This is a genomic window from Candidatus Contubernalis alkalaceticus (assembly GCF_022558445.1).
Taxonomy (GTDB): Bacteria; Bacillota; Dethiobacteria; order SKNC01; family SKNC01; genus Contubernalis; species Contubernalis alkaliaceticus.
In genome coordinates this window covers 266182-289094 of record NZ_CP054699.1, presented here as the reverse complement: position 1 = coordinate 289094, position 22913 = coordinate 266182, and the positions used below count along the sequence as shown (strand labels likewise).

Annotated in this window: 16 protein-coding genes; 3 read left to right on the top strand and 13 right to left on the bottom strand. The window is 42.4% G+C overall.

The window, feature by feature from the left end; translation table 11 throughout:
* Nucleotides 1-533: 533 nt before the first annotated feature.
* The 10 genes from HUE98_RS01325 to HUE98_RS01280 all read right to left on the bottom strand — a co-directional run bounded on the left by HUE98_RS01325 (nucleotide 534) and on the right by HUE98_RS01280 (nucleotide 11399).
* Nucleotides 534-1211 carry a corrinoid protein gene (locus tag HUE98_RS01325; protein WP_241422102.1) on the bottom strand — a complete coding sequence of 226 codons (678 nt, stop codon included), beginning with the start codon at nucleotides 1209-1211 and terminating at the stop codon, nucleotides 534-536.
* 212 nt (nucleotides 1212-1423) lie between these two features.
* Entirely contained in the window at nucleotides 1424-2809 is a 1386-nt protein-coding gene (locus HUE98_RS01320) for an MATE family efflux transporter (protein WP_241422101.1), read from the bottom strand.
* A gap of 32 nt (nucleotides 2810-2841) precedes the next feature.
* Nucleotides 2842-3888, bottom strand: coding sequence for a uroporphyrinogen decarboxylase family protein (locus HUE98_RS01315; protein WP_241422100.1), 1047 nt, complete (start codon nucleotides 3886-3888; stop codon nucleotides 2842-2844).
* A 105-nt stretch (nucleotides 3889-3993) separates the two neighbouring features.
* Complete coding sequence (locus tag HUE98_RS01310) at nucleotides 3994-4263, bottom strand: hypothetical protein (RefSeq protein WP_241422099.1); 270 nt, start codon at nucleotides 4261-4263, stop codon at nucleotides 3994-3996.
* Entirely contained in the window at nucleotides 4253-5014 is a 762-nt protein-coding gene (locus HUE98_RS01305) for an acyl-CoA dehydratase activase (RefSeq protein ID WP_241422098.1), read from the bottom strand. Before HUE98_RS01305 ends, HUE98_RS01310 begins: the two co-directional genes overlap by 11 nt.
* Nucleotides 5011-6150, bottom strand: coding sequence for a double-cubane-cluster-containing anaerobic reductase (locus HUE98_RS01300; RefSeq protein ID WP_241422097.1), 1140 nt, complete (start codon nucleotides 6148-6150; stop codon nucleotides 5011-5013). The genes HUE98_RS01305 and HUE98_RS01300 overlap by 4 nt, the downstream gene beginning before the upstream one ends.
* 423 nt (nucleotides 6151-6573) lie before the next feature.
* The gene (gene yedF / locus HUE98_RS01295; RefSeq protein ID WP_241422096.1) at nucleotides 6574-7152 is read right to left on the bottom strand and encodes a sulfurtransferase-like selenium metabolism protein YedF; all 579 of its coding nucleotides are present in this window, start codon (nucleotides 7150-7152) and stop codon (nucleotides 6574-6576) included.
* A 164-nt stretch (nucleotides 7153-7316) separates the two neighbouring features.
* Entirely contained in the window at nucleotides 7317-8402 is a 1086-nt protein-coding gene (locus HUE98_RS01290; protein ID WP_241422095.1) for an ABC transporter ATP-binding protein, read from the bottom strand.
* Nucleotides 8365-10080, bottom strand: a complete 1716-nt coding sequence (locus tag HUE98_RS01285) for an ABC transporter permease (protein WP_241422094.1) — start codon at nucleotides 10078-10080, stop codon at nucleotides 8365-8367. The genes HUE98_RS01290 and HUE98_RS01285 overlap by 38 nt, the downstream gene beginning before the upstream one ends.
* A gap of 230 nt (nucleotides 10081-10310) precedes the next feature.
* Entirely contained in the window at nucleotides 10311-11399 is a 1089-nt protein-coding gene (locus tag HUE98_RS01280; RefSeq protein ID WP_241422093.1) for an ABC transporter substrate-binding protein, read from the bottom strand.
* 456 nt (nucleotides 11400-11855) lie between these two features.
* Between HUE98_RS01280 and HUE98_RS01275 the strand changes: the two genes are divergently transcribed.
* Nucleotides 11856-12515, top strand: a complete 660-nt coding sequence (locus HUE98_RS01275) for a PHP domain-containing protein (RefSeq protein WP_241422092.1) — start codon at nucleotides 11856-11858, stop codon at nucleotides 12513-12515.
* A gap of 213 nt (nucleotides 12516-12728) precedes the next feature.
* Here the strand turns inward: HUE98_RS01275 and HUE98_RS01270 are convergent, their stop codons facing one another.
* Both HUE98_RS01270 and fdnG read right to left on the bottom strand, forming a co-directional pair.
* On the bottom strand, nucleotides 12729-13496 hold the full coding sequence (locus HUE98_RS01270) for a 4Fe-4S dicluster domain-containing protein (protein WP_241422091.1): 768 nt from the start codon (nucleotides 13494-13496) through the stop codon (nucleotides 12729-12731).
* Entirely contained in the window at nucleotides 13497-16544 is a 3048-nt protein-coding gene (gene fdnG, locus HUE98_RS01265; protein ID WP_241422090.1) for a formate dehydrogenase-N subunit alpha, read from the bottom strand. It abuts the gene before it with no gap.
* 421 nt (nucleotides 16545-16965) lie between these two features.
* Here fdnG and HUE98_RS01260 point away from each other — a divergent pair, with 421 nt between their 5' ends.
* On the top strand, nucleotides 16966-17853 hold the full coding sequence (locus HUE98_RS01260) for a selenium metabolism-associated LysR family transcriptional regulator (RefSeq protein ID WP_241422089.1): 888 nt from the start codon (nucleotides 16966-16968) through the stop codon (nucleotides 17851-17853).
* Nucleotides 17854-18226: 373 nt separating this feature from the next.
* Nucleotides 18227-20953, top strand: a complete 2727-nt coding sequence (gene fdhF / locus HUE98_RS01255) for a formate dehydrogenase subunit alpha (RefSeq protein ID WP_241422088.1) — start codon at nucleotides 18227-18229, stop codon at nucleotides 20951-20953.
* Between the two features lie 232 nt (nucleotides 20954-21185).
* Here the strand turns inward: fdhF and HUE98_RS01250 are convergent, their stop codons facing one another.
* Nucleotides 21186-22895, bottom strand: a complete 1710-nt coding sequence (locus HUE98_RS01250; RefSeq protein WP_241422087.1) for a hybrid sensor histidine kinase/response regulator — start codon at nucleotides 22893-22895, stop codon at nucleotides 21186-21188.
* Nucleotides 22896-22913: the final 18 nt, after the last annotated feature.

Below are 22913 nucleotides of genomic sequence, written 5' to 3'. Positions count from 1 at the left end.
AACCCCCTTACCAACGATTTTTATTTAGCTCATACCTAAACCCCTGACTCTTCACCTTCCTTCATGAACTGTTATTTTTCTAGGGTTCACTTTTTTAGTTTCTGCAATTATAATCTAAAGTGGCCACTTTCCAACACCTGGCAGGATCTAAGAAACAAACAAATTCGCTCTCTTCATAGAAACATTCACCCAATAGTTTCAGATTTAACGAGGTCAGTGTAAATGCTATAATAGCCACGTGTTCAATTTACTATTTTTACTAACACCTGTCTCCGCTCCATATAATTTCGACAATTTTTTGCATTTTCCTTTATACCTTTTATTACTGTTTGTTATAATGGTTAGCCCTCTGTATAACAATTAATATATAAAAGTTACGTTAGACCTCCCTATAAAGCTTATTAATTAATGAGCAGCAGCATAGATTCATCTTTCTCTTACAGTCTTTTGATACAACAGCTTATATAAGCGATTTTCTTTAAAATAAAATGATGCTTCATTGAACAGATGAAAAGCACCATTTAACTTGCCACTTATTTATTACCATGTTTTTCCCGCTGTATTTCTTTTAACGTACTTAATATACTTATGGCTGTTTTTAAAGCATTATGGGCATCATCGGAATAACCATCAGCTCCAAAGCGAACAGCTATTTCTTCTGTCACAGGTGCACCGCCAATTAATATTTTGGCATTTGGACTTTTCTCCTTTATCATTTGAATAATATCCTTCATCCCAATCATGGAGGTGGTCATCATGGCAGAAAGGCATACTAAATCCGCTTCAGTGTTTAACTGCTTTTCTACAAATGCCTCTAGAGGTACATCTGTTCCTAAATCATGTACCTCAAAACCGGCAACATCAAACATTATCTTAACTATGTTTTTGCCAATGTCATGAACATCTCCCTGAACTACACCTATGATTGCTATTCCTGTAATTCCATACTCATTGCGATCTATATGGGGTCTAAGTATATTAAGGCCAATATACATTGCATCAGAACATAGCAGCATTTCCGGAACAAAATACTCCTGTTCTTCATACAGTCGACCAACCTCTTCCATTCCAGAAACTAATCCCTCAAAAATCGCTTCGTAAGCATTGAATCCTTCCTGTATGACTGCTTCTGCTGCTGCAGCTACCTTTTCTTCATCATAATGAATTACACCCTTCTTTAATTCCTCTAATAATTCTTTTTCTCTTCTCATAGATAACTTTTCTCCTTTCATAAAAAGAAAATACTTTTCTCAAGTAAGGTAATGTATAAAATAATTACTTTTTTAGTACTACAGAAAAAGGTTACTTATTGTGAACTACACCGCTAAGTCACGGGGACGCTATAACCGTCTGTTACCGTCCCCGTGGCACCGCTTATTTGCCAGTTTTCGCTGTAATATTAGACAATAGAAAACATACTTAACTAACAATCAGAATAAACAGCTTCTTTCGCCACTTTTAGGTTTATAAACTCTGAATTAAGATTTTTTATTTCTCCTTTAACTAAAAATACAGTTAACAGGAAAGCAAGAATATCAGCTATGGGGAAGGAAAACCATATCCCCTTGAGTCCAAAAAAAGCAGGAAGAACTAAAACAATTGGGACAAAAAAAAGGACCTGACGGGAGGTAGCAAGTAGAAAGGCTGGAACAGCTTTTCCTAAAGCCTGATAAAAGCCCGCTCCAACAAGTTGAAATCCCACTAGAGGTAGGGCAATAGAAATAATTCTAAGCGCTTCAATACCAATTATATTTAATTCTTTATCGCTACTAAATATAGAGATAAGCTGTTCTGGAATGAACATGAAGGCTAAAAAGGTAAATAATGATATAGCCGTAGTAGTCTTAAAGGAAAGCTTTACAGATTCAACTACCCGGCTAAACTGACAGGAACCATAATTATACCCTACAATAGGTTGTAGCCCCTGTACAATGCCAAACATGGGCATATACGCAAACATTACCAAGCGGTTCACAGCACCATAAGCAGCTATAGTAATATCACCTGCATAGATAACTATTATATTGTTTATTAAAACTATCATAAAACTTGCTGATGCTTGACGGGCAAAGGAACTGGTTCCTAATGACAGAATTTCTCTTAGTAAATTCCACTCAATTTTTATTTTCTCCAACTTGAGCTTTAGTGAACTTTTTCCTCCAAAAAAATAATATCCAAGGTACAGCGCCATGCTTACCTGAGCAATTACAGTTGCCAATGCTGCCCCCCTTATTCCCATTCCAAAACCAAAAATAAACAATATATCCAACACTGTATTTAATCCAGCAGATATTAACATTGTATTCATAGCAACTTTAGGATTACCTTCGGCCCTGGAAATATTATTTCCAGCAACAGCAAAAACAAAAAACGGAATCCCAATTATAATTATTTCAAGATATTCTTTTGAGTAAGGTAAAATAGTACCCGTAGCTCCAAATACTCTTAAAACAGGTATCATAAACAGTGACAATATCAATATTAAAATAGCACTCAATATAATAACTAGAGAGAGGACATTAGTAAAGGTAATATGTGCCCTATTAATATTACTGGCTCCGAGATTCCTGGAGATAATAGATGAGCCGCTAACTCCTATAGACTGGGCAAAGGCCAGTATTAACATTTGAATTGGAAAAACAATAGTAAGGCCTGCAATACCCATAATCCCAACGGTTCTACCTACAAATATAGTATCTACGATATTATAAAGAGCCTGTACCATCATGGCCACCGTAGCAGGAACCGACATTTTCATTAATAATTTTGTAATCTTTTCTGTCCCTAGATAATCACTATAATCACCCATAGTTTTGATTCTCCCACTTTTTTTTACAAAAGTTACAATTTAAATTCTCTGGCCGCTTTTATCATCGCATGTAGATTTACTGGTGGGGTAGTGGGAGATATTGTACAGGAAGGCATTAGAATAAAACCCTCTGGATTATGCATCATTTTTTTTAAAATAGCCCCCGCTTCTAGAAAAACCTGTTGAGGATTACCCATCTGAAGCAAAGATGTTGACAGATTACCACCTATGATACATTGTTCACCAAAAATATCCGCTGTTTCTTTAATATCCATTTCATGCCCAATAGTAAAAACAGTTCCGGATAGTAATGGGATTTCATTAACCCAGTAACAAAGATTTTTTTTATGGTCACCGCACAAATGAATTACCCACTTTTTAATTCCAAGCTGAATTAAGGTTTTATGTATTTCTATAACATATGGCAGGCTAAATTTTTCAAATATTATTGGCGACACTAAAGAATGACACTCCCAAGGGTAAGTAGAAAAAGCCGAACAGTTCTCAGCTCCAAATTCTTTAATTAGTTCTCTGGATATTTCTAATATATAATCAGTTGATAGTCTTAAAATGTGGTGCACCAAACTTGGTTCCTTATGAAACCAACGCAGCAATAATTCAGGTCCTAAGATAGACCCTGTTATTCCTAAAGGTGACCCGGCAGGTAATGACACGCCAAATCCCTTATCTATTGATATTTTTGAAAATTTAAACTTTCTGCTGGCAAAAGGAGCCATTTGGATTTTTGGAATTTCAAGTTTTTGAATATCATTAGCATTATTTACAGGACGCTTCACTAAATATGGGTTAGCATACTTAGGAGAGGAGGGGAATAATAACTCCCCTCCAAAATCCCATCCACCCCAATGTGGAATACTATATGATGGCTTCCCATCAATCTTATGAAGATCATAGACCCAGAGTTGTAAATCCATTGCTTTTTGTGGATCAAGGCAAAATTCCTTAAAAGGAACACCTGAAACATAAGCACTATAAGCAAAAGCAGAAACACCTACTCTAACTCTATCAGGCTTTTTTGATGACAAATTCAATTTTTCAAATGATATTGGTTTGTCCACCTACATGAAACACTCCTTATCATGTTTGCTTATTTTTATAATCCCTGTCAAAAATATTTAATTTAGTCTTCGATTTACTTTACAAAACAACCTTATATTCCTTACTCAAATTATGCAAAGCACTATTTCAAAGAACCTTTGAATATTCTGTTTATTAGCTTTTGCATTTATAAACTCTTCTTCATCAAAAAGAAATTTTACACCAACAATTTTTCTCTCAAGCTTCAAGCCATAATTTGCTTTTAATACAGCTTCTTTTACTATTTTTTTGTTCACAATATCATCCCTCAAAACACATTTAATAATTGTTTTTACAAATACTTCTTTGAATTTTGTACTTTTTTTATTAAAATAATAATTAAGATCAAATATCAAGCCCCAACAACGCCGCCCCCAACGCCCCGGTGAACTGGCAGCCCTCAGGCACTACTACTGTTCTTTTCAATTCTTCCTCCAGAGCCCTGCGGACTCCGGCGTTTTGGGCTACGCCGCCGGTGAATACTATTTTTTCCCTGGCGCCCAGGCGGCGGGCCATGGAGGCTACTCTTTTTCCTACTGACTGATGGAGGCCGGCGATTATGCCTCCTTTGGATATGTTTCGGGCCAGGAGGCCAATAATTTCCGACTCTGCAAAAACTGTGCACATACTGTTTATGGTGACCGTTTCTGATGGGTCTTCGGATGCGGCCAGTTCTGCTACATCCATACCCAAAGTGTTGGCCATAACCTGCAGGAATTTTCCGGTGCCGGCGGCGCATTTATCATTCATGGCAAAATCCAGGACCTTCCCCTTTTCGTTAATACTAATCACTTTGCTGTCCTGGCCCCCGATGTCAATGATGGTCCTGGCTTCAGGGCAGAGGGCTGCCACGCCCCGGGCGTGGCAGCTGATTTCCGTAACGGTCTTGTCCGCTTGTCCAAAGGAGACCCGGCCGTAGCCGGTGACGATAATATAATCTACCTCTTGCCGCCCTATACAGGATTCTCTAAAAAGGGTAGACAGGATTTTTTCTCCTGCATCCCGGGGGCTCCAGCCGGTGGGCAGCACAGTGGAAAACCTTTTTTCCCCGTTGAGCAAAACCCCTTTGGAAGCTACGGACCCAATGTCCACACCAACTGTTATCACTTTTCAATCATCTCCAGCATGGCTTCTATTCTTACTTTCAGGCTCTCTTCGTCAGAGGAGGAATAATCGCTTTCCAGGTGCAGGAAGGGAAGCCCTTTATCCTTAACCACCTTCTCCACTTCATGGGATTCAATGTTATAGGTATGGCAGGCCTGCCAGGTAAGGTCAATAACCGCTTCAGCATTAAAATCATCAATCATCCGGCCCAGCAGTTCCATTCTATAGGGGTTGGGGCTCATACAGGAACAGGGGATATTAAGATACTTTTCGGCTAGAGCTACAATGGGGTCATCTTTTGACCTGTCAGCCATAAGTTCCAGGGTTTTATATCCGGTGCAGTTTTCCATGGCTACCACTGTGGCTCCCAGCTCGTCCACCAGGCGGACCACCTTTTCAGAACCCAATCCAACAGGACAGCCGGTAAGTAATATTCGAGGTTTTTTGGCAGATTTCGGGTCAACCTCTCTGGATTCCAGGGTTTTTTTCAGCTCTTCCAGCATCTGAACCAATTCCTTCTTATCAAAACTAAAACCCCCGGACCAGACCACTGTTAATAGTTCCAGTCCGCTCATGGGTGGTGGTGAATTCCGGTTTAAATCGCTGATTTCCTTTAATGCTTTCTTCTCCTGGTTTACCAAGTCAACAGCTTTCCAGATATCTTCATCTTTAATTTCCAGCTGAAATTCCTCTTCTATCTTGGTTTTAAGGCTCTTAATTTCGTCTATCCAAAGGTCTAAAGAGGCACCGGCTTTATGATGGTGGGGCAGCTGCATCACATGCACGGGCTTTAATTCCTGCATGATTTCAAACATCTTCTTTTTCCCGTCACAGGTGGTTTCCCCCACGATAAGGTCGGAAAAATTAAAGAAGGGGCAGGTATCAGTTACGGCAAAACCATAAGAAGATTTAATCAGGGGACATAGATTTCGGGGTAATACTTCCTCCGCAGCGGGGATGGGTTCTTCCCGGGTACCGCACAACCCTACAGGGATTGCTCCGGCGGCCAACACCAGCTCCTGGGGACAAAAGGTACAATAAATTCCCACCACTTTCATCCCTCTTTCCTTTTCCTCCAGCATCTTGGCAACGGTAGCTGCCCGGATGTCCATAAATTGTTCCACTGTGTTATTTTCCATTTTCCTCTCCCTTTCGATATAATTTTTACTTCTAAAGCTTTTGAAGTATCTAACAATAACTTATCAATACTCATTTTTAATTTTGCAAAAAAAATCCTATTGTCAGATAGCTCCCACTTTCAACAGGCCTGTCTTATTATGGACCATATCATTTTAAATCATAACATATTTATTGTTATATCAATAATCACATTTTGTTATATTTAGACTAATTTTATATGCACTTTAGTTATACTAAATATTAAATTTTATAGTTTATGTCGACAAAAAAATCCCCCATACTGATTAACACAGGATTAGGGATTTATGATAATTATTTTTTTATTTTTAATTTTTAGTAAAGTCATACTCATGTGCTGGCTGCATTAGACATAAATTTCAAAGGAGATTCCGTAGACTTGAACTTGAATAATGCCATTTATACTATCCCAAAGTAAACACCTTATCCGCCTCTGCCATTTTTTCAGTTATGGTATACATATTACTGATACTTCCCACCGCCAGCTTCTCTTTTAATTCAAAGAACTCAAGACACGTGCCGCAGGAAAGTATCTCAACGCCGCGGCTTTCCAGGCCTTTCAGTTCATCTAACACTTCTGACCCCTGAGTGGTGAGAATAACTCCGCTGTTTAGAAATATCATACTGCGAGGGAGATCTTCCCCCTCAGACAGGGTATAAATATAACTCTTCATTAAAACTTTCCCCAGCTCTTCATTGCTTCCAAGAACATTGCTGCCAAAAACTATTACCGTTGCTTTTTCGGTGGAAAATATTTCACATAAATTCTCCCGCCGGGTAATGGTAATGTAATAAGCCCCTTCTTTCTCTTCAACCTCTGTCCCGCAGGACTTGCTGGAGGCCAGGCTGCATACGTTTCCCCTGGCTGCATCGTTATCCACGACGACCACCAGGGAACCTTCCTTTAATTCTTCCAAAGCCTTTTTGGTGAGAATGACCGGTTGTGGACAGGCAAGACCCCGGGCATCTAATGTGTTTTCCATCTCAATACCTCCCCATTATTAATCCTAAATTTTAATAATATAATTGTTTAATACTTTATCCTATAATGTCCTGATTAACAAATCAGTAAAAGAATGCTTAACAGATTATAACAATAGAAAGTAAGATTACTTCCTGCTAGTTTCTCCTAACCCTTTAAAACCAATTAATTATTTTCTTGAAATACTTTTTCCTCAAATGCAGCCAAAACTAATGAGGAACGAATATTAAACCTTATTTTTTCTCCGGGCTGGTATCCTCTATCCCCCACAAACAAGTCCATTATTATGGGATTATTTTCCGAAAAGCCTTCTACTTTAAGACGATAGCGGGTGGTGGGGCCACAAAAAAATTTCTGCAGTATTTCTGCCTCCCAGGTTCCATTTTCTTGGGGAATCACGTTTTCCGGACGGAAAAAGACTTCTACCGGTTCCTTTTCTAAGTATTTCCGTTTTTGGTCAGGCTTTATTAACATCTCCCGCCCCCAAAGGCTTACCCTTATTTTCTCCGGCGAATTGGCTATTACTTCCCCCGAAAACAAATTGCCCCAGCCTATAAACTGGCCCACAAAAGAAGTCAATGGGTTTTCATATACTTCCTCGGGAGTGCCTATCTGTTCAATCTTTCCATCTCTCATAACTGCCAGCTGATCAGCAACAGCCAAGGCTTCCTCCTGGTCATGAGTTACATAAACTGCGGTAATTTCAGTTTCCCTTTGAATCTTTTTAATTTCCTCCCGCATCTCCACCCTCAGCTTGGCATCCAGGCTGCTCAAAGGCTCGTCGAACAAAATTACCTGGGGATTAATAACCAGGGACCTTGCCACTGCCACCCTCTGCTGCTGCCCGCCGCTGAGTTCATGAATTCTTCTATCTTTTAATTCTAAAATTTTCAGCATGTTTAATACCCGAGTTACCCGCTCTTTTATTTCCTCTTTTTTGATGTGGCGGGTCTTTAACCCATAAGCAATATTATCAAAAACACTGAGATGGGGGAAAAGGGCATACTCCTGGAAAACAGTTACGGTAGGACGCTGATTGGCCGGCTGCTGCGTAATGTCCTGACTGTTTAAAAAAACCTGTCCCTGATCAGGGCTTACCAGGCCGGCGATCACTCTTAGTATGGTTGTTTTCCCGCAGCCGCTGGGCCCCACTAGAGCCACAATTTTCCCTGAGGGAACAGTTATGCTCACATCATCCACAGCCACTGTTTGGTTATATTTCTTGGTAATGTTTTTCAGGACTAGTTCCATGGTTCCTCACCCTCCTTTCCCTAATTGATTTCCATAAAACAGGGAGCTGCCAGGGAAGATTTAGTAGAAATAACCCTGCAACGGTCATTACAATCAAGATAAAAGCAAAAGCCGCTCCTTCTCCCAGGTTTCCGCGATTTATGGCCACAAATATCTCAAAGGTAAGCACCTTATTCCGTGGCGTAATTAAAAAAATAATAGCTCCTATGGTAATCATGCCGTGAATAAAGGCATGGATCATTCCCACCCGGTATGCGGGGGCCATCAGAGGAAGCACAACCCGGGTGAATGTATCCCAACTGTTTGCCCCCAAATCCCTGGAAGCCTGCTCCAGATTTTTGCTCACCTGTTCCAGAACTGCCTTGCCCGCATTAAAACTGATGGGAAGTTCCCGAATCATACAAATAATTACTATGATTAGTGAGGTTCCCGTCAACATAAGGGGTGGATGATGGAATGCCATGACATAGGCAATCCCCATAACCGGTCCCGGCACAGCATAGGGTAAAATACTCAAAAACTCAAAACCTTTGCTTAATATACTGCGGCGCCGCTTGAGATAATAGGCGGCACACATTCCCAGAAATGGACCAAAGATAGCTATCTGAACCGCAAACCTCAAACTGTTCTTAACGCTGGAAAACCCTTGAGCCCATACCGAGTTCATATGCCGCAGGCTGAAGGTAAAATCATATCCCCAGATGTTAGTAAAGGTTCCGATGATTATCAATGCTAAATGAGTAAAGGTATAAAGAGCAAAAAGCAGGCAGACCAAATATAGGGCTGCGGATACTGCCGGGTGAAACCGCAGCTCCCTGTCCAGGCTGCCTTCATCGGAAAGCACTGAGGAGGTAAAAATTCTATTCCCCAGGATCAGCTTTTCTAAAAATATTATGGATAGACAGGGGACTAACAGTATGAAGCATAACGCTGCGGCAAAACCCATGTTAAAAAGAGAAATCACCTGAAGATAGGCTTCACTGGCCAATACCCTAAATCCCCCTCCTACCAAAATAGGAGTCCCAAAGTCTGCCAAAATATTGGTAAATACCAGGAGAAAAGCTGCGGTAATGCCCGGCAGCAGCAGGGGCAGGGTAATGGTGAAAAAAACTCTTGATTTAGAAGCTCCCAGGTCCAGAGCACTTTTTTCCATGGTCCTGTCCAGCCTCTTCAACACATTGGCAATAATTAAATAAGCAATACTGGCATTCCCAATGGTCTGCAGGAAAAAAACTGCCTGCCAGCCTATAAAGTTTACATCCAATCCCAGCAGAGTATTAGTTATAAAACCCCTGCGCCCAAAAAGCATAATATAAACGATAGCTGAAACGAATGGCGGGGAAATGATATGCAGTATTGCCGCAAAGTTAAATATCTTTTTACCCGGCCATGAACTCCTCACCACACCAAGGGCCAGGATTAACCCCAGCAGGGTAGCACAAAAGGTAGACAATAAGCTCAGGTAAGCAGTATTCCAAAGCAGCTTAACCTTTTCTGTCAAAAAAAGCTGTTCATAAAACTTTAAAGTAAGCTGACTTCCGTCATAAATGCTGGACCAGGACACTTTCAATACCGGATATAAAACAAAAATTAGCAAAATAACAGGGACAGCAATGGCCATCCCCAAAAATATAAATTCTGTAAGCCGGTCTTTAGTCCTCCAAAAATTTAGTTCCATGATAAAAAACCTCATCCTCTATTAAATAGAAAGAACAATACGTCTTCTGCCCATTGTGCAGGTCCGTCATCTTCCCTAAAAACTCAAGGGTTCGCGGAGGCACTATAGGTTCTCATGATTTGGCTTTTATACTTTCACTATAAAACTCTCAAATTTAGTTGAAATAATTTTAAACAAATGACCGATTAAGGGTAACTGAATATCCCTTAACCGGTCCTTTAATTATAGTATTAGTTGGAGTACCTTTCACTCCACTGGTCAACGATAGCGTCCCTCTTCTGGGCCGCTTCATCAAAATCATACTCCACCAGATTCAAAGAATCCAGATCCGGCACATCCTCCGGCAGCTCCACGTTGGGCCGAGTGCTGGGCCGGGGGCTTTCCTTGGCCAGCACAGCCTGCCCCTCTGCAGTAAGGGTCCAGTCTACAAATTTCTGAGCCGCTTCCAGGTTGCTGGTCCCTTCTATAATAGCCACGGGGGAATGCCACCAGGCGGTTCCGTCGGAGGGATAAATCACTTCCACAGGATATCCTTCCCTCTTGGTACCTATTCCGTCGGGGCTGACTCCGATCATCACTTCTCCCAGGGCTGCCTTTTGGGGAGGCTCACTACCTCTTTCTGCATAATAAGGTGCATTTTCATCCAGCTTGTCCAGGTACTCCCATCCTTTTTCTTCACCTAATATCTGTAATATTGATGCAATAAAAGTATAGGCGGTACCTGAAATCCCCGGGTTAGGCATCAGTATTTCCCCTTCATACTTACTGTCTATCAGCTCTTCCCAGGTTTGGGGTATAGGAATCCCTTTACTTTCCGCCAGATCTTTGTTTACCACCAGGGTAACCAATACAATGGAAACCCCTGTCCAGTAACCGTCAGGATCTTTAAATTTCTCATCAATGTACTGGGCTTCCGGTGAAACATAAGCTTCCAGCAAACCATCCTCTGCCGCCACCATGAAGCTGTCCACTCCGCCTCCGAACCAAACGTCTCCCAAAGCTCTGCCCTGTTCGGCCCTCATCCTGGAAAGTACTTCTCCAGAGGACATGCTGATATATTCAGCTTCGATACCGGTGGCTTCCGTAAAGGCAGCCATTATGTTGTCCAGACCACCATAGGCAGCATAAATCTGGAGAGTTTCATATTCCTTCTGCTCCTCTTCCTGTTCCCCTACGGCACCATTTTCTGTCTCTGTATCGGTATCGGTATCACCGTCGCACCCGGCGAACATGGAGAACATCAAAGCGAACACCATAAAACAAATTATTAACTTGGCACTCCTGCTTTTCTTTAAAAACAAGTCCAGCTTAATCTTCAATTTTTCTCTTACCCCCTCAAATGATATATTATGATCTTTTAAATCAAACATTCTTTCTTCCATAGAAAACAAACTTTAACTGTTTTTTTGCTAATACTTCACCCCCTTGATGAATAGATTAAAGATGATTATAAACTTAAAGTTAATGATATTTCCTATATATCTTTAATCTTATCACAGTTATTTTAATACTTAAAATTACTTTATGTTATATTAAGAGGGGGTAAATATATAAAAATGTTATACTAAAATAGATAAGTTACAGAGTAAAAGTGTCAAAAAGACTGTCAGGCAGGTAATTGAAGAGAGAAAAATGATAACTATAACAAGATTGCACTATATCCAAACCATAGCATAACAAAAAGTAATGTTATGAATAATGATTTTAATAGTTTTTTGGTGTATACTATAATCAGTAAAATAATAAACGATTACTGAAAAGGAACTCATGAATATATGAACATTGACATGCACGTCCACACAAATATCTCCTCCGCCTGCAGCTGTATCGATATTTGCCAGATGATTGATTATGCCAGGTATATCGGCCTTGACGCTATCTGCGTAACAGATCACGATACCCTACATGGAGCCAGGGTGGCTCATAAAATTGGCAGAGAAAAAAACTTTTTAATCTTAAGAGGAATGGAAGTTAACGCTGTGGAGGGTGATTTCCTGGTTTTTGGCCTGGAGGAAGACATTGAGGAAGGAAAGTTCACTGCAAAGGAAGTACTTCAAATGGTTTCTTCTGCCGGTGGCGCTGCCATAGCCGCCCATCCCTACCGGCGTTTTGAGAGGGCTCTGGGAGATAAAATTTTCAGCCTGACTGATTATCATGCCATTGAAGTAAAAAACGGTAACACTCCGGGTATGCTTAACGAAATGGCCCGAAACGCTGCTTTACAATTAAATCTCCCCGGCATAGGGGGAAGCGATGCTCACCGGCTAAATGAAGTTGGACGTTATTATACCCGTTTTAAAACTCCGGTAAAAAATGAACGGGAACTTATTGAAGCAATTAAATTAGGTGAGTACGAAGCCATGACCAGAACTGATGAATACAGCTCTAAATTAGCTGGAGTGAAAGGGATTTCCATTCAAAAGGTTAACAAATAAACTGGCCTTATTTACCTTCTCTTTATATTAAGGGCACCTGACATAATTGTCAGGTGCCCTTAAATTTTCTCTAATTATATTAAAAACAATCTACTATTAAATGGTAACTAATGAAGTATAGGAATTTGAAAGACATGGAGACAGATCCTGCATCCCCATGTCTCTCATCTGGATAATATTAACTTTTCTTACTGAATAGTTACTGAATTGTTCCTATGATATATTTTCCTCATTCTTGCCAGATGCTTTCTTTTTCATAAATTCCCCCATAAACCCGATGGTAAGTCCCAAGGCGGCCAGGGTTTTTACCGGAGCCAGAGCCACGTTCCAGAAGTAGGTGGAAAGACTTACCTGCGGGTCAGCGGGCAGACCGTATTTCTCCGGTGCATCTGCCAGCGCATATATGACCCCAAGACCTCCCAGTTCATCCTTACCGTAAACTTGCGCATTTGAAAAGCCCATATCCTTTAGTGTATTAACTCTTTCTTCCGCCTCAGTTATTTTGTCTTCCTTTTCTCCAAAGGTTACAGCCCCGGTGGGACAGGTTTTTGCACAGGCGGGAATTTGACCATTGCTTACCCGGTCAAAGCATTGAGTACATTTCATCATTTTTGTATCGATTCTGGGAACATCAAAAGGACAGGCTGACTGACAGGCTCCACAGCCTATACATGTGTCGTAATCCACATTCACAGTTCCAAGACTGGTTATGGATATGGCATTTACCGGACAAATGGTTTTGCAGGCTGGATCTGAGCAGTGCATGCACTGGTACTTGGAAAAGTACCACTTTACACTATCTTCGTCATACTCGTTAAATTTTATCCGGCACCAGGTTTCCAGGGAAAGATCCGGTGGATTCTCGTAGGTTCCAGTAAATTTCGTTTCCACCGCAGGAAGCTGGTTCCAGTTTTTACAGGCTGACTGGCAGCCCCGACAGCCTATACATTTACTGACGTCAATGAGTTTTACTTTGGCCATTTATCCAACCCTCCTTACGTTACAGACAAAGGCTTTATACTCTGGTATAGTGGTATTGGCATCACCAATGGATGGAGTAAGATCATTAGCTGTGGGTCCTGTGGACTTGCCCATGTAACCCCAATGCCAAACAATACCGACAATTTCCGTATCCTGCCCATACACATTAAGTGGTTTTAACCGGGGAGTTACACAGGCTACCGCCTCATACTGACCCCGCTTACTGGATACCTCCACTTTGTCTCCATTTTGAACATTTATTATATCTGCCAGGGAAGGACTGATTTCCACAAAGATTTCCGGCATCAGTTCATTGAGCCAGGGAATATTTCGGGTCATGGTACCCGATTGGTAATGTTCCGTCAAACGATATGAAGTGGCCACATAGGGAAACTCTGTGCTGCCCACTTCAGCCCTTTCTTGGGGATACCATACCTGGCTGCAGGGGTTAAATTGGACAGAGGACATGATATTATCATAGGGGCTTTCCCAGGGCTCATAGTATTCGGGGAAAGGTCCGTCTGCCATACCCGGCCCAAAGAGCAGCGCCTGCAGCTCCGGCCTCATGATAAAGGGTGTGTTCACATTTTCCTCCGGGGAAACGGTGGCATTGAAATCCGGAATATCGTTTCCTGTCCACTCCCCGTTATCGTACCACATAACCGGGACATCAGGGTTCCAGGGTTTCCCATCGGCATCACAGGAACACCGGTTATAGAGAATTCTCCTGTTTACAGGCCAGGAAAAGGACCAGTCTGAATGGTTTCCAATTCCCTCAGTCTCCCGGATACGCTTCTTGCAGGGGGGATTGCTCTCATCGTTATAGTATCCGCTGTAAATCCAGGACCCGCAGGTAGTGGAACCATCATCGGCCAGGGCGGTAAAGTTATTTAACAGATTACCGGTAGCCGTTTCATACCCGTTTATCTCCTTGGCTACTTCTGCTGAATCAGCATCCTCACCATAACCCCAATGCATTTCTAAAATGGGATTGGGGAAAGGTCCGGGATCAGCCTCGTAAGCCTTCTTAACGGCTTTAAACAAGCGGTCCACAATCCAGAGATCCGGCTTGCAGTCTCCAGGAGCTTCCACAGCTTTATTCCGCCATTGTATCCAGCGTCCGGTGTTGGCTATAGTTCCATCCCTCTCTATATGGAGAGCTGCCGGCAGAAGAAAAACCTCCGTATCAATATTTGCAGGATCTGTTCCCGGGGCTTTCCAGAAGGCAGCAGTTTCGCATTCAAACAAGTCTACACACACCAGCCAATCCAGATTCGCCATACTGCTGCGCTCTTTAGAACAGTTAGGACCGCTCACGGCAGGGTTATCCGCCCAGTTAATAAATCCTTTGATTTCCCCGGCACCCATATAATTGAATATTCCAATATGGGATCGGTCTTTCTGATCCAGCTTGGGGAAATAATCATAGCAGAAATCATTTTCTGCCGTGGCATTTTCTCCCCAGAAGGCTTTCAGCAGACTCACTAAGAATTTGGGCTTATTGCTCCAGTATCCAGTGGCCGGGGTTTCTTTTTCATTGTAATCATTAAATGTAGGATGCAGGTTATCCCTGATCATTCCCAGATAACCGGGGATAATGTGATACAGGTTGCCCATATCGCAGGCACCCTGCACGTTGGACTGTCCCCTTTGAGCATTCACTCCGCCCCCGGCAATTCCCAGATTCCCCAAAAGAAGCTGCAGTATTGCTGTGGAACGAACGTTAGCAGCGCCGCAGGTGAACTGGGTCTGACCCATGGAATAGGATATGGATCCGGCTTTTCCCGGTTCCCCGGTACTGCAGAAAAGTTCCGCTGTCTCCCTAAATTTATCCTGGGGACAACCGGTAATTTCACTTACTGTTTTTATGTCGTAACGGGAATAATGCTCTTTCATTAATTGGAACACGCAGTTGGGATCTTCCAGGGTTTCATCCTTCAAAATGCTGCCATCCCCATTTCTTTGGTAAGCCCAGGTGGATTTATCATACAGCACATGTCCCTCAGAATGTTTTCCCGCACCGGAAAACAGGCCATCCTCAAATTTAAAATCGGGATTAACCAGGTAAGAAGCATTGGTGTAATTAACCACGTATTCCCTGTGATATTTTTCATTTTCCAGGGCATATTGAATCAGTCCTGAGAGGAAAGCCACATTTGTCCCGGGACGCAGGGGAGCATACAGGTCAGCCACCGCAGCAGTTCGGGAAACCCGGGGATCCGCCACGATTAATTTGGCTCCTTTGGTATCTCTGGCCCTCTGAATCCACTTCATGGAAATGGGATGCATCTCCGCCGTATTTCCTCCAATATTCATTACTACATCAGAATGCTGGAAATCATTTATATGGTTAGTCATGGCACCACGGCCAAAGGTATTGCCCAGACCAGCTACCGTAGAGGAGTGGCACAGGCGGGCACAATGATCAAAATTGATGATACCTAAAGCCCGGGCAATTTTATGGAACAAATAATTTTCCTCATTGTTGACCATGGCACTGCCCAGCCAGGCAAGAGCTTTGCAGCGGTTCACGGTAACACCATTAGAGTTGGTCTGTTCAAAGTACTCATCTCTGGTATTCTTTATTCTGTCCGCTATGGTCTCCAGAGCCCAATCCCAGTCCTTCTCCTCCCAATCCGAAGCCTTTGGCGCCCGGTAAAGGACTTTAGTAATCCGACTGGAATTAATGTCTGGTTCTCCTTTTACTTCATCGTACTCATAAGCCATATTGAACAAGGCAGATCCTTTGCTGCAAAGGGTCCCTTCATTTAGGGGATTGTCACCGTCTCCCTCGGTGCCTATGAGCTTTCCATCCTCCACAAAACATAATATTCCACATCCCACTCCACAGAAAGGACAGATGGTGGTTACAGTATCAGCATATTGAATCCGCAGCTCTACAGCGTCATCAGTTTTTGGTTGTTCGGTATCGGGTGAGGGATCGGCAATTTCCTCATCATCCGGCTGACATCCCAGTTTTGCTGCCAAAGAACCGGTAAGAGCCGCCAGGCCTGAGAGTTTTAAAAAGTTCCTCCTGGATATCTTCATTAATAAATTTACACCTCACTTATCAGGTATTTTTCCAAAAAAAAACAGTTGGTGTATCTATTCCTTTTAAATGCTTAAACCTTCTCCCCAAATGGAGATTAAATAAGTATTCACTCACCTTTTACGATTCATCTATCGTCACCCCCTCTGAAACCCTCTGCCCGTACATAAGGCGGGGCCTCTATATAAAACAGGATGTTAATTAAACATCCAAGTAAATTATAATAAACAATGGAAAATTATGAAATTCTTATTATAGATAAAGGAGATTGATACGCATAGATAGAATGAATGCATATGCATATGAGGATACAGCAATTAATGTCACTATAATTAGTTGAAGAATAATTAATTCTAAGCATGCAAATTTATAAATCTATATTTTACAAAAGCACCCCATATAAGAGGAGGTACAATAACCATGCAGTTTTATCAACTTCAAGCATTTATCAAAGTAGCGGAAAAGAGGAGTTTTTCCAGGGCGGCAGAGGACATTTTCTTAAGTCAATCCACGGTAAGCACCCATATAGGCAGCCTGGAAAAACATTTCGGGCAGAAACTATTTGACAGGCTGGGTAAAGAAGTAACCTTGACCCCTTTTGGAGAAAAGCTTTTTTACTGGGCCCGGGAAATGATAAAGATGCGTGATATGGCTTTGTGGGATTTAAAAGAATGGACGGGAAAAACGGAAGGGAACATTCATATTGCTGCCAGCACAGTACCCGCACAATTTATGGCCCCTTTTCTAATATCATATTTCGTAAAAAAATACCCAGGTATTCAGTTTACCCTTACCCAGAACAGTTCGGAAATTGTAGCTGACTGCCTGTTAAAAGGGGATGCAGACCTGGGAATGCTGGGAGAAAAATATTATTCTGAGAAGATTGAGTATATTCCCTTTTTAGATGAGAAACTAGTCCTTATCACTCCGGCAGACGTAGTTTTTAACAATCCTATATCCATTACCGAGGTTCTGGACTATCCCTTTATCTTTCGCAAGCCCGGATCCGGTACCCAGGCGGTGGTGGAGAAAATTTTTAAAAAAGAAAACATTGATATTTCTCGATTAAATGTAGTAGCTTACTTCAACAACGTTCAATCCATTAAGCAGGGGGTCAAGGAAGGGGTTGGGGTTTCTATCATTTCAGAAATTGCCGCCATGGATTACAGCCACAGCAGTTTAATTAATTACTATCATCTCAAAGAGCTAAAAAATAGAAGAAGTTTTTACTTTGCTTATAATCGCCAAAAAACATTGGCTCCTTATATTCAAGAATTTATTTCCTTGGGCAGAGATTGGCCCCTTTAAACTAATGAACTACTGCCTGTTAAAGGGGTAATTCTTTATCAATCTATTAAAACAAATTTTCATCTGAAATCAATAACTTCTTCTGTATTGACTATGAAAGTTAATAACAATCTACAAAGATAATAAGTAACAAAGTTGATGATATAGATAATATAGATTCATAACTGATAAAACTTTAACTTTTCCTAATTATTACAATATTTTTTGAATAACCCGGATTATCATAATAAAACGTTATGCTTAGTATAAAGGAACGCGGAGAAATAAGTAGAACATTACTCTCAAGAGACAAGTTCTGGCGAAGTGCATAAGTAGTAGAAGTTTAATAATTTAAATGCGCCGGAAAGAAATAAAACTTGGGAGGAAAAAGAAAATGAATGTAATTAAGCTAACGATTAACGGACAACCAGTAGAAACGACAGTGGGCACAACAATCCTGGAGGCAGCCCGGCAGGCAAAAATAGATATACCTACCTTTTGCCATGACCCGCAGTTGGTAGGAACCGGTGCCTGCCGTATTTGTGTGGTAGAAGTAGAAAATATGAAGAACCTGCCGGCTTCCTGTGTAGCTCCAGTATATGATGGAATGGTGGTACATACTGAATCGGAGCGAGTGGTTCAAGCCAGAAAGGCAAACCTTAACCTTCTCTTAGCCAACCATCCCCTGGACTGTCTCACCTGTGAAAAGAACGGAACCTGTAAACTTCAGGATTACTGCTACCGGTATAATGTAAAAAATACCGATTTTATTGGAGAAAAAAAGAATCTTCCCCGGGAGACAAGTAACCCATTCTATGAGAGGGATATGAATAAATGTATTCTCTGTGGTAAATGTGCCAGGATCTGCCATGAAATAAACGGTGCTGGAGCCATCGATTATGCTAATCGCGGGTTTAATTCCACCATATCTACGGCCTTTGATGAACCTTTGGAAAACTCCACTTGTGTTTTCTGTGGTATGTGTGTGGATATATGCCCAGTTGGTGCACTAACTTCTAAAATAGGCCTGGGAGCAGCTCGGGCCTGGGAAGTTAAAAAAGTCAAAACTACCTGTCCTTACTGCGGAACCGGATGCAGCTTTTACCTGCATGTAAAAGAAGATAAGATTGTTGATGTTTCCCCTAATTATGAAAGTCCGGTAAACCGAGGAAATCTTTGTGTAAAAGGCCGGTTTGGTTGGGACTTTGTACACAGCCCGGAACGGCTGACCAAACCCTTAATCAAAAAAGATGGAAAGCTGGTGGAGTCTACCTGGGAGGAAGCCTTGAGTTTTGTGGCTGATAGAATAAAAGATACAATTAAAAGTCATGGCCCGGATGCCATAGCCGGAATCAGTTCAGCCCGCTGTACCAATGAAGACAACTACCTTTTACAGAAACTGTTCCGTATGCTGGGCACCAACAACATAGACCACTGTGCCCGCCTCTGCCATGCCCCTACCGTAGCTGCTCTGGCCACCGCATTTGGCAGCGGGGCCATGACCAACAGTATCTCCGAAATTGAATTTTCTAACTGCCTTCTGGTCACCGGTTCCAACACCACGGAAACCCATCCGGTAATCAGCTATCGCATACTGAAAGCAAAAAACCGGGGAACCAGTTTAATAGTAGCTGATCCCCGCCGTATTGGCCTGGCGGAAGTGGCAGATATTTTTCTCCAGCACCGGCCCGGTTCCGATGTAGCCCTATTTAACGGCCTTCTTCACGTAATTATTAAGGAAAATAAATTGGACCAGGATTTCATTAAAAATCGAACTGAAGGCTTTGAAGAAGTAAAGAAAACTGTGGAGAAATATACTCCGGAATACGTAGAAAAAATCACTGGAGTGCCCGCTGAACTAATTATAGATGCAGCGTTAATGTATGCTGAAGCGGAAACTGCTTCCATTCTATATACTATGGGAATCACCCAGCATACCTCCGGTACAAATAACGTAATGTCCATAGGCAACCTGGCTATGGCCACCGGGAACCTTGGCAAATTAAACTCTGGCGTGAACCCTCTCCGGGGTCAAAATAACGTTCAGGGAGCCTGTGATATGGGAGCTCTACCAGGAGTTTTCCCCGGATATCAGGGGGTAACAGATCCTAAAAACATAGAAAAGTTTAACCGCTCTTGGAATGCGGTTCTCAGCAGTAAACCGGGCCTTACAGTAACAGAAATGTTCGATGCCGCTGAAACAAGGGAAATAAAACTTATGTATATAATGGGAGAAAACGTCATGCTCAGTGATGCCAATGTTAATCATGTGGAAAAAGCCATAAAGAATCTTGACCTTCTGGTGGTGCAGGATATCTTCCTAACAGAAACTGCACAAATAGCTGATGTCGTTTTCCCAGCCGCTTCCTTTGCGGAAAAAGACGGCACCTTTTCAAATACTGAGAGAAGGGTACAACGAATTAGAAGGGCCGTAACAACCCGGGGGGAAAGCCGGCCGGACTGGCTGATCCTCAGTGACCTGGCCAACAAACTGGGATTTTCTTGGGACTACCCCCACCCGTCTTATATCATGGAGGAAATTGCATCCTTGACTCCCAGTTATGGTGGCCTCAGTTATTCCCGTATTGAGAATGAAGGGCTGCAGTGGCCCTGTCCCTCCCCAGAACACCCGGGCACGCCCTGTATGCACATTGACAAATTTGTAAGGGGCCTGGGCAAATTTCATGCAGTGGAAAATGAACTCCCCGCAGAAGTGCCAGATGAATCCTATCCCCTGGTTTTAACCACAGGAAGGATGCTGTACCACTACCATACCGGGACCATGACCCGTAGGAGCAGAAGCCTGGAGGAATTTAAGCCTGAGGATTTCTTGAAAATTAATCCCCAGGATGCCGAGAAACTCAATATAACTCAGGGAGAAAATGTCAGAGTATCCTCCCGCCGGGGTGAAATTGAAACCCGGGTAGAACTAACCGATATGGTCCCCCAGGGAGTGGTTTTCATGACCTTCCATTACCATGAATCCCCAGTAAACAAATTGACCAATAGTGCCATAGACCCCATAGCTAAAATACCTGAACTTAAGGTTTGTGCGGTGAAAGTGGAAAAGATAGAAACAGATGACCCTGGACCGATAATATCAAATACGAAATGCTGCTGACCTGTCAAATGGTGAAAGGGCGCCTGCTAATAATAAGCAGACGCCTTTTTTAAAATTACCCTGCTGGCCTGTTCGAGCCTTCTATGCCGGGAGGGTTAATAATGAATGGTTTTAAAGTTTTTAAAAACAAAAAGCCCTTATGTAAAGGACTTTCCATGAACCGCAGTAGTTCCCATTAATCCCGTAATGTAGAGGGGATTATCTCAAAAACATCGGGGCGAACGGTGCAAGATTATTTCATCCCCACTTGAGCCAAAGTCTGCCTTAATGTGTCCAGTTCTACGGGTTTAGCAAGTTGTCTGTGAAAACCCGCCTCCTTTGCCCGCTGAACATCTTCTTCTCTCGCATACCCTGAGAGAGAAATCAGATATGTTCCTTTCATTTCTTCAACTGCGCGTAAGGCTTTGGCCACCTGGTAGCCATCAATATCGGGTAGTCCAATATCGCAAATCACAACTTCGGGTCGAAACATCTTCGCTTTTGCAATACCCTCTTTTCCGCTATTAGCTACCATAACCTGGTGGCCTTCGTGTTCCAGCAGATTTTTAAGAATCTGTGCCACATCACTGATATCATCAATCACTAATACACGCCGACTTATCTTATGAAGAGTATCTTGAAAAACCTCGGTAGCCCCACCATCAGTTTGGTCGCTTGCAAGCGGCAACCTAATAACAAAGCGTGAACCTTTACCCAAGCCGTCACTGTGAGCAGATACTTCTCCCCCATGCAACTCAGCCAAACCTTTAACCAGCACCAGGCCCAGCCCAAGACCCCCATCCTCATGTTTAATAAATTCTTTTACCTGCACAAAGGGTTGAAATATGTTAGACAACGTTGCAGATTCCAGGCCAATCCCGTTATCTACAATATGTATAACTGCAGATTGCTCCACGCTATCCTTTAAAACAACAACCTCAGCACTGCCACCGCTATTAGTGAATTTAACGGCATTATGAAGCAGGTTTCCCACCATCTGTGTCAGGCGCGCTGCATCCCCTTCCACATAGGTCTGAATATCAGCAAGTTCCAATTCCAGATTAACCCCTTTTTTTTGAAATAAGTCCATGTAATCCTCTACAATTCGCTTAATCAACCCATTAAGTTCAAGCCGCTTTATTTTAAGGTCGATTTTATTCTGGTTGATACGGGTAACATCCAGCAAGTCGTCTATAAGACGGGATAATTGCACAACCTGGCGGCTCATAATTTCTCGGGCCTGCACAGCCTTTCCCCCACATGGATCCACACTGCTTAGGAGCGACAACCCCATCATTATGGAGGCTAGGGGATTGCGAATTTCATGGGAGAGAAGGCCGATAAAATCATTCTTCTGGCGGTCGGTGTCCTGAAGTTTCTCAACAAGGACCCGGTATTTCTCTTCACGCTCTCTTAGGGCTTCCTCTGTCTCCTTGAGGTCTGTAATGTCCACAATCACCGCACGGCACACAAAGCCCTCCTGACTATTCACCACCGTCATTTCCAATCGCACCCATAAGCGATCACCGTTTTTATGAATAATCCTAACTTCAAAAACCGATGGCTTTTGTGTCTCATACATTTTTTTTAAATTAAAGTAATAGACTTCCTGATCTTCCTTGAAAATGAAATTAGTGAAGGGCTTACAGGTAAGGTAACTCCTATCCACGCCAAGCAGATTAGCAAAAGTCATATTCGCTTCCTCAATCAATCCTTTGGCACCAAGGGTCACATAACCAACGGGTGCCGTATCGAACAAATCAAAATACTGGGTGCGGGATGCATCCAACTCCAATTGTGTTTGGCACAACTCATCATTTTGCATCTCCAACTCTACCTGGTAAACCTGGAGCTTGTGGAGCAGCTTATGCGCCTCTTCCAGCGATAAATCCTTTATGGTAACACTGGGTTTTCCCTTTACTTCATCCTCTGCCCGCTTGCGCAGGTTCCGTAAATCTGTCACCTTCATTCTCCTCCAATC